General features: G+C 71.0%; 10 protein-coding genes. 2 read left to right on the top strand and 8 right to left on the bottom strand.

The window, feature by feature from the left end; all coding sequences use genetic code 11:
- On the top strand, nucleotides 1-1,457 hold a 1,457-nt coding region (locus FV230_RS20825), incomplete at its 5' end, for a TadG family pilus assembly protein (protein ID WP_147843747.1).
- A gap of 117 nt (nucleotides 1,458-1,574) precedes the next feature.
- Here FV230_RS20825 and FV230_RS20830 read toward each other — a convergent pair.
- Nucleotides 1,575-2,177, bottom strand: coding sequence for a PAS domain-containing protein (locus FV230_RS20830; RefSeq protein WP_147843748.1), 603 nt, complete (start codon nucleotides 2,175-2,177; stop codon nucleotides 1,575-1,577).
- 270 nt (nucleotides 2,178-2,447) lie between these two features.
- Nucleotides 2,448-2,678, bottom strand: coding sequence for a hypothetical protein (locus tag FV230_RS29830; RefSeq protein WP_187275569.1), 231 nt, complete (start codon nucleotides 2,676-2,678; stop codon nucleotides 2,448-2,450).
- 93 nt (nucleotides 2,679-2,771) lie between these two features.
- Between FV230_RS29830 and FV230_RS20835 the strand changes: the two genes are divergently transcribed.
- On the top strand, nucleotides 2,772-2,996 hold the full coding sequence (locus FV230_RS20835) for a hypothetical protein (RefSeq protein ID WP_147843749.1): 225 nt from the start codon (nucleotides 2,772-2,774) through the stop codon (nucleotides 2,994-2,996).
- Here FV230_RS20835 and ureG read toward each other — a convergent pair.
- From ureG to FV230_RS20865, 6 genes are read right to left on the bottom strand one after another with little or no spacing between them, the layout of a single operon-like run.
- Nucleotides 2,993-3,622, bottom strand: a complete 630-nt coding sequence (ureG, locus tag FV230_RS20840; RefSeq protein WP_147729384.1) for an urease accessory protein UreG — start codon at nucleotides 3,620-3,622, stop codon at nucleotides 2,993-2,995. The genes FV230_RS20835 and ureG overlap by 4 nt on opposite strands.
- A gap of 22 nt (nucleotides 3,623-3,644) precedes the next feature.
- Nucleotides 3,645-4,319: an urease accessory UreF family protein gene (locus FV230_RS20845; protein WP_147843750.1), complete on the bottom strand. Its 675-nt coding sequence runs from the start codon at nucleotides 4,317-4,319 to the stop codon at nucleotides 3,645-3,647.
- Nucleotides 4,312-4,845 (bottom strand): urease accessory protein UreE, encoded by a 534-nt coding sequence (locus tag FV230_RS20850; protein ID WP_147843751.1) that lies wholly within the window; start codon nucleotides 4,843-4,845, stop codon nucleotides 4,312-4,314. Before FV230_RS20850 ends, FV230_RS20845 begins: the two co-directional genes overlap by 8 nt.
- 4 nt (nucleotides 4,846-4,849) lie before the next feature.
- Nucleotides 4,850-5,335: a DUF29 domain-containing protein gene (locus FV230_RS20855; protein ID WP_147843752.1), complete on the bottom strand. Its 486-nt coding sequence runs from the start codon at nucleotides 5,333-5,335 to the stop codon at nucleotides 4,850-4,852.
- 31 nt (nucleotides 5,336-5,366) lie between these two features.
- Nucleotides 5,367-7,094: an urease subunit alpha gene (ureC, locus tag FV230_RS20860; protein WP_147843753.1), complete on the bottom strand. Its 1,728-nt coding sequence runs from the start codon at nucleotides 7,092-7,094 to the stop codon at nucleotides 5,367-5,369.
- A 1-nt stretch (nucleotide 7,095) separates the two neighbouring features.
- Nucleotides 7,096-7,716, bottom strand: a complete 621-nt coding sequence (locus FV230_RS20865; RefSeq protein ID WP_147729308.1) for an urease subunit gamma — start codon at nucleotides 7,714-7,716, stop codon at nucleotides 7,096-7,098.
- Between the last annotated feature and the right edge of the window lie 326 nt (nucleotides 7,717-8,042).

Genomic DNA, 8,042 nt, shown 5'->3' on the forward strand with positions numbered 1-8,042 from the left:
GGGCCGACGCGCTCGCCCGCCGCTCGCTGGCCGACAACGGCTACGCCGCCGCCACGGTGACGGTCTCGCCCGGGAGCTACGCCGGCAACGCCAGGATCGCGCCCGCCAGCCGGTTCCAGGCGGGCGCCAGCCCCGCCAATGCCGTCCGCGTCGGGCTGCGGACGGGGGTGCCGGTGCATTTCGCCCAGGTGCTCGGCCTGCCCAGGACCGTGCCGATCCAGGTGACGGGCACGGCCGCGAGCGCGCAGTTCGCCGCCATCTCGATCGGCTCCGGCGTGGCCGCGCTCGATGGCGGCATCGCCAACGCCCTGCTCGGGGCGATGCTGGGGACGAAGCTCTCGCTCTCCGTCCTCGACTACAACGCGCTGCTGTCGATGCAGGTCGACGCCTTCCGCTTCCTCGACGCGCTGGCGACCAACCTGAACCTCCAGGCGGCGGACTACACCGACCTCGTCGCCGCCAACGCCAGCGTCGGGCAGCTCACCGCCGCCCTCAAGGTCGCGGCACAGGGCACGTCGGGGGCGGGCGCCGCGGTGACGGCGCTAACGAAGCTGATGGGCGCGCTGCCCAACGCCGGCGCGCTGATCCCCGTGGCGCAGGTCGTCGACCTCGGGGATGCGGCCGCCCTGTCCCCGGCGCGGGGCGCGGCCGGCCCCCTCGTCGGCCTGATGGACGTGATCTCCGACATCGCCGCCAACGCCAACGGCCAGAACCAGATCGCGCTCGACCTCGGCGCGACGGTCCCGGGCCTGCTCAACACGCGGCTGACGCTGGCGATCGGCGAGCGGCGCCAGGATTCCGGCTACGTCCAGCCGGGCACGCCGAACGCGACGGTCCACACCGCGCAGGTGCGGATGCTGCTCGAGACGACGCTGACCGCGCCGCTCGGCCTCGGAACCGTGACCCTGCCGATCTATCTCGAGGCGGCGCAGGCCTCGGCGACCCTGCGCGGGGTCGCCTGCCCCTGGACCGCCTCGACCCGGCGGCAGGCGACGGTGGATGCGCAGCCCGGACTCGCGACCCTCGCCGTCGCCAACGTCCCGCGCAGCAGCATCGCGGTCGGCGCCGGCACGCCCGACCTGAGCCGGTTCGCGAACCTCATCGCGCTGCCGCTGCTGACGGTGCAGGGAACGGCGCGGACGACCATCGCCAGCCCGGCGCCGCAGACCCTGATCTTCTCCGACGACGAGATCACGCGGCAGGTCACCAAGACCGTGTCCACCACCGGCCTGACGCAATCGCTGACCGGAAGCCTGGTCCAGGGCCTGTCGCTCTCGATCAACGGGTTGATCGTGCCGCCCCTGCTCGGGCCGCTGCTGTCGACCGCGCTGATGGCGGTGACCCCGGCCCTCGACATGGTGCTCGACACGACGCTGCGCATCCTGGGGCTGCGCCTCGGCTACGCCGACGTCACCGTCGACGGCACGATGTGCAACCAGGCCGTGCTGGTACAGTAGCACGCCGCCGCTTCGGCCCGGCGCCTGCCGGACGCCCGGCCCGGCACGATCGATGTGCCGAAGCCCGGCCTCGCCGGCGGCGCGGCGGCACGCGCGCCGCACCGGCCGGTTCGACGATCAGTGCCCGCGCCCCGGCCCGCGCGACAGGGCGGCGATCTGCTGGCCGAGGCTGAGGAGCAGCACGTCGACGAGAAGACGCAACTCCGAGTTGTCGAGCTGATCGATCGTCTCGCGGCAGGCCAAGGCGTGAGCGGCGGCGGTGTCGAGGATCGCCGAGGGGTCCTTCCGCTCGATCTCGGCGAAGGCGCCGAGGTCGAGATCGCCCTCGGTGACGTCGATGATGATCCCGTGGCCGTGCAGCACGGTCCCCGACTCGTTGCGGACGAGCCGGCCGCGATCGAGGATCCGGCGGACGCGGCCGGCGGTCGAGACGGTGCGGTATTCCGCGACAAACAGGCCCCCGCTGCGGCGCAGGCGCTTGAAGTGGCGCGACAGCTTCGGCAAGTCGTCGGGATGGACGCGAGCCTTGGCCCGCTCGAACGGCACGGGCAGCCCGGCGATCGCATGGTCTCCCGCCAGAACGTCGGCGGCCCCGGCATCCAGAATACAGCGGTCGGGCTGGGCCGACCAGGCCCAGGTTCCGACCACGCCGGAGGCCGACAGGGCCGCCGTCAGGTCGACGGGCCGCGAGCGGGACCGGTCGATCGTTTCTGAGGGCATGGAGGACCTCCACGGTTCGGTTGCAGTTTCGCTTGGGAACCGCCGATATACAACCCAAGATGGAATTAACAACGCGTTAATTCAACACTCGGATCAGGCTCGACACCGCTGCATTCTACCGATTCCTGGGGGATGCAGGGCTATCCGATGCTGGGAATGCTGTTCGAGCCCAGTGCAGGCGCGCAGGCCCGGCCGACGAGGCCGAGACGTCGCCCCGTTCGATTCCCGACATCGCTCGGGCGAGGCCCGAGACCGGACGAGGGGGGACGATCAGCCGATCTGGCTGAACAGGGTCACGGCCCCGAAGATCAGAACGGATACGACCACGACGGCGATCAGGATCAGGGCCGCACGCGATTCCTGCAATTCCGGCGACATGCCCGCTCCATCACAGCCGGCGGACACGATGCCTCCGGCCGGCGCTATCCCGAACGAAACCTTGCATCGATCGATCCGGCTGTCGAGATGCGCGCGGTCGCCGGCCGCGGTGCGACAGCGCACAGCTTGGCCGCACGTTCACCCCTACGTTGAAGTCCTGCCGAAGGCCGACCCGTGCTCGCGCGTGAACGGCCGAGCCGGCATGGAGTGATGATCATGACATCGTCCCTGCGCATCGCCGCCCTCGTCCTCGCCGCCCTGCCGATCGCCTCGGCTCACGCCGGCGACACCCGGTCGAAGCCGCTGAGCCCGCGCGACCGCGCCGCCCTCGAGACCGCCCAGAAGTTCTCCGCCCGCATGAGCCGCCTCGATGCGCTGATGGGCGGCGTCCCGCAGAGCCCGGGGACGGCCCGCTCCCGCTCGGCCAACGCCGAGCACTAACGCGACGGCATCCCACCGAGGCCGCCGGCCTCGACGACGAAGCGCGCGACCGCGTCGGCTCCCGCGCCCTCCCGCAGGGATGCGAACACGTAGGGCCGCGGCCCGCGCATGCGCCGGGTGTCCGCCTCCATCACCCCGAGATCGGCGCCGACCAGCGGCGCGAGGTCGGTCTTGTTGACGATGAGCAGGTCCGAGCGGGTGATGCCGGGGCCGCCCTTGCGCGGGATCTTCTCGCCGCCCGCCACGTCGATGACGTAGAGGGTGATGTCGGCGAGCTCCGGCGAGAAGGTCGCCGCGAGGTTGTCGCCGCCCGACTCGATCAGGATCAGGTCGAGCTTCGGGAAGCGCCGGCGCATCTCGGCCACCGCCGCCAGGTTGATCGAGGCGTCCTCGCGGATCGCCGTATGCGGGCAGCCCCCGGTCTCGACCCCCATGATCCGCTCCTCGGGGAGCGCGCCGGCCACCGTGAGGATGCGGGCATCCTCCTTGGTGTAGATGTCGTTGGTGATCGCGCAGATCTCGTAGGTGTCGCGGAAGCGCTTGCACAGCTGCTCCATCAGCGCGGTCTTGCCCGAGCCGACGGGCCCGCCGATGCCGACGCGCAAGGGTCCGTTGTTCGATGCCATGGGGGCAAGCTCCGTCAGAGGATCACGAGCGGAAGATCCGCGAATACTGGGTCTCGTGCCGGAACGAGCCGAGATCGAGGCGAAGCGTCGCCGAGCCGAGGTCGTCGAGGCTGCAGGCCTCCGCCTGCTGGGCGAGCGCGGCGATGCGCGGGCTCAGGCCGGCGATGATCCGCGTGCCCGCGGCCTGCCCGATCGGCGCGGCGCGCAACGCGGCCGAGACGAGGTTCTGGACGAAGGCGAGTCCGTAGGCGGCCAGCATCCCCGGCCGGTCCATGCCGTGCGCGCCCGCGGCGGCCCCGACCGCGACCGGGTAGGCGACCGCCCCCGGCAGCGCCCCGGCGACCCCGTCGAGGGGTGGGCACGGCCAAGCCGCCAGGGTCGCGTCGAGGAAGCTGCGGCCCTGCTGGCTCGTCTCGAGGTGAAGCTCGCGCGACGGCGTTAGCGCCAGGGCGAGATCGTTGATCCCGGCGAGGTCCGGCAGAGCCGCCGCCGCCGCGGCGCGGTGGGCGTGGGCCGCCAGGATCAGGTCGTTGCGGCCGGCCCCGTGCTCCATCACGTCGCCGAGCCAGCCGGAGATGCCCGCCTCGTCGGCGACGTCGCCCGCCTCCACCGCCCATTCGAGCCCGTGCGAGTAGGCGTAGGCGCCGACCGGGTAGGTCGGCGACAGCCACGCCATCAGCCGGATGCGCTCAATCATGGGTGTGGTAGCGCCCGTCGCCGTGATGATGGGCGCGGCTGCCCGCGAGCTCGCCAGGGTCGCCGACATCATGGCCATGCGCCTGGGCGTGGCCGCCGGCATAGGCGCCCCCTTCCGGTCGGAACGGGCGCTCGACCGGCTCGGCGCTGCCGCCGAGGCCCCGCACCATCTCGGCCAGCACATGGTCGAAGGCGATGAACACCGCGTCCGCGGTGATCTCGGCCGGGATGTGCCGGTTGCCGATATGCCAGATCAGCCGCTTCAGGGCGTGGTCCGACCCGGCCCGGACCTCCAGCAGGCGCTCGGGCGCGGCCTCGACCCAGACGAGCCGCCCATCCTCCAGCGCCAGCGCGTCGCCGTCGTCGAGCACCATGGGCTCGGGCAGGTCGAGCAGGAAGGCGAGCCCGCCGACGCCGCGCATCGCCATGCGGCGGCGATGCCGGTCGCCGTGGTCGAGCACGATGCGGTCGACGATCTCGGCTCCGGCGAGAACGTCGGCGCGGATGACGCGGGTGGCGCGGATCATGGGGTCAGGACTGATCCAGCAGGTCGGGCTCCTTGGGCAGGTAGTCGAGGTCGAGCGCCTGAACGACCGTGAACGGCGGCACCTCGGGAAACAGCGTGAAGTCGATGCCGGTCTCCTTCGAGGCCAGCAGGCGGCCGGACAGGTAACACGCGTCGAAGACATCCGCCGGGTAGCGCTTGAGGCTGGGGCTGGCGCGCAGAACACGGCCGATCCGGGTCCGCTGCTCGAAGATCGTGGCCGTCCAGCTGTTGTTGCGCAATCCCGGCTGGTACTTCCACTTGAGGAGATGGCCGAGAAGAACGTCCAGGCGGCTTTCGATCTGGTGCTTCTCGCTGCCGCCCACGCTCCTCACCTCGTCGATCAGGTTCCTCAGGTCGAGCTCGTCGAACCGGCGTGCCCGCAGCAGCTCGGCCTGGGCCTGCGTCCAGAGATAGAAGTCCGTCTCATAGGGATCGGCCGCCGGAGGCGGTCTCAGCGCGGCGTTCGACATCGTGGCTCTCCTCGAACGTGCCGATCCTACCTCAAAACAAAAAGTACCGCTGCGCCATCGGCAGCACGTCGGCCGGCTCGCAGACCAGCAGCTCGCCGTCGGCGCGCACGTCGTAGGTCTCGGGATCGACCTCGATCTCGGGCGTCGCGTCGTTGAGGATCATGCTCTTCTTCGAGATGCCGCCGCGCACGTTCTCCACCGCGACGAGCTGCTTCTGGACACCCAGGCGCTCGCGCAGGCCGTCCTCGATCGCGGCCTTCGAGACGAAGGTCAGCGCGGTCGCGAACGGCGCGCGGCCGTAGGCGCCGAACATCGGGCGGTAATGCACCGGCTGCGGCGTCGGGATCGAGGCGTTGGGATCGCCCATCGGCGCCACCGCGATCATCCCGCCCTTGATCACGAGGTCGGGCTTCACCCCGAAGAAGGCCGGCGACCACAGCACGAGGTCGGCGAGCTTGCCCGGCTCGACCGAGCCGATATGGGCCGACACGCCGTGCGCGATCGCCGGGTTGATCGTGTATTTCGCAATGTAGCGCCGCGCCCGCAGGTTGTCGTTGCCTGAGGCGTCGCCGGGGAGGGCGCCGCGCTGGCGCTTCATCTTGTCCGCCGTCTGCCAGGTGCGGATCGCGACCTCGCCGACCCGGCCCATGGCCTGGCTGTCCGACGACATCATCGAGAGCGCGCCGATGTCGTGCAGGATGTCCTCGGCCGCGATCGTCTCCTTGCGGATGCGGCTCTCGGCGAAGGCGAGATCCTCCGGGATCGACGGGTCGAGGTGGTGGCACACCATCAGCATGTCGAGATGCTCGTCGATGGTGTTTTTCGTGTAGGGCCGCGTCGGGTTGGTGGACGAGGGCAGCACGTGCGCGAGCCCCGCCACCTTGATGATGTCGGGCGCGTGCCCACCGCCGGCGCCCTCGGTGTGGAAGGCGTGGATGGTGCGGCCGGCGAACGCCGCGATCGTGTCCTCGACGAAGCCCGACTCGTTCAGCGTATCGGTGTGGATCATCACCTGCACGTCGTGCTGGTCGGCGACCGTCAGGCAGGTGTCGATCGCCTTCGGCGTGGTGCCCCAATCCTCGTGCAGCTTGAGCGCGCAGGCGCCGGCCCGCACCATCTCGACGAGAGCGTCGGGGCGCGAGGCGTTGCCCTTGCCGGCAAACGCCAGGTTCATCGGAAAGCTGTCGGCCGCCTCGATCATCCGGGCGATGTGCCAGGGGCCCGGCGTGCAGGTGGTGGCGAAGGTGCCGTGCGCCGGCCCGGTGCCGCCGCCGAGCATGGTGGTGATCCCCGAGCACAGGGCCTCGTCGATCTGCTGCGGGCAGATGAAGTGGATGTGGCTGTCGAAGCCGCCGGCGGTGAGGATCTTGCCCTCCCCGGCGATCACCTCGGTGCCCGGGCCGACGACGATGTCGACGCCCGGCTGGATGTCCGGGTTGCCGGCCTTGCCGAGCCGGACGATCCGCCCCTTCACGATCCCGACGTCGCACTTCACCACGCCCCAATGGTCGAGCACGACCGCGTTGGTGATCACCGTGTCCACCGCGCCGTCGGCGTTGGTGACCTGGCTCTGCCCCATCCCGTCGCGGATCACCTTGCCGCCGCCGAACTTCACCTCCTCGCCGTAGGTGGTGAAGTCGCGCTCGACCTCGATCTCCAGGCAGGTGTCGGCGAGCCGGATGCGGTCGCCGGTCGTGGGCCCGAACATGTCGGCATAGGCGGCGCGGGGGAGGGCGGCGCGGGGGGGCGTGTTGGCCATGCTAGAGCGCCCCCATCACGTCGCCGCGGAAGCCGTACACCGTCCGCCCGCCGGACAGCGGCACCAGGGCCACCTCCCGCGTCGAGCCGGGCTCGAACCGCACCGCCGTGCCCGGCGCGATGTCGAGGCGCCGGCCGCGGGCCTTCTCCCGGTCGAAGCGCAACCCCGGGTTGACCTCGAAGAAATGGTAATGCGAGCCGACCTGGATCGGCCGGTCGCCGACGTTGGCGACCTCGACCACGGTGCGCTCGCAGCCTTCGTTGAACACGATCTCGCCCGGCAGCGTGGTGACGGCGCCCGGCACGTCGGGGGAGGGCGCGCCGCGCACCGGATGGTGCACGGTGACGAGCTTGGTGCCGTCGGGGAAGGTCGCCTCGACCTGGATGTCGTGGATCATCTCGGCGATGCCCGGCATCACCTGGTCCGTGGTGAGCACATTGGCGCCCGCCTGCATCAGCTCGGCGACCGAGCGCCCGTCGCGGGCGCCCTCGACCACGACGTCGGTGATCAGCGCGATCGCCTCCGGGTGGTTGAGCTTGACGCCGCGGGCGAGGCGGTTCCGCGCGACCTGCGCGGCCATGGCCACGAGGAGCTTGTCTTTTTCGCGAGGCGTCAGCAGCACGAGGAGCCCTCTCGGATTTCGGCCGGTCCGGACTCATTTCGGCCGGTTCGGACCTGGAGCAAGGATCATGCTGGTGCGACGGTCAAGCCTTCCGGGCGACCGGAACGTGCCGCGCCTACCGCTGATTGAACCTTCGCGCGTCCGTACATGGCGCGTTCACGCGCACGCGTCATTCTGCGGATCCGAACATGACGATTCCACTCCCCATCGCGCTCGTGAACGCGCGCCCCGTCGGCATCGCCGAGCTCGCCGCTTCCGCGGTGGCGCGCGCGCCGGCGCCCGATCGGCACGGCAGCTTCCCCGTCGAGGCGATCGCGGCGCTGCGC

Origin of the sequence: Methylobacterium sp. WL6, assembly GCF_008040095.1 — a bacterium.
In the GTDB taxonomy this organism is placed as follows: Bacteria; Pseudomonadota; Alphaproteobacteria; order Rhizobiales; family Beijerinckiaceae; genus Methylobacterium.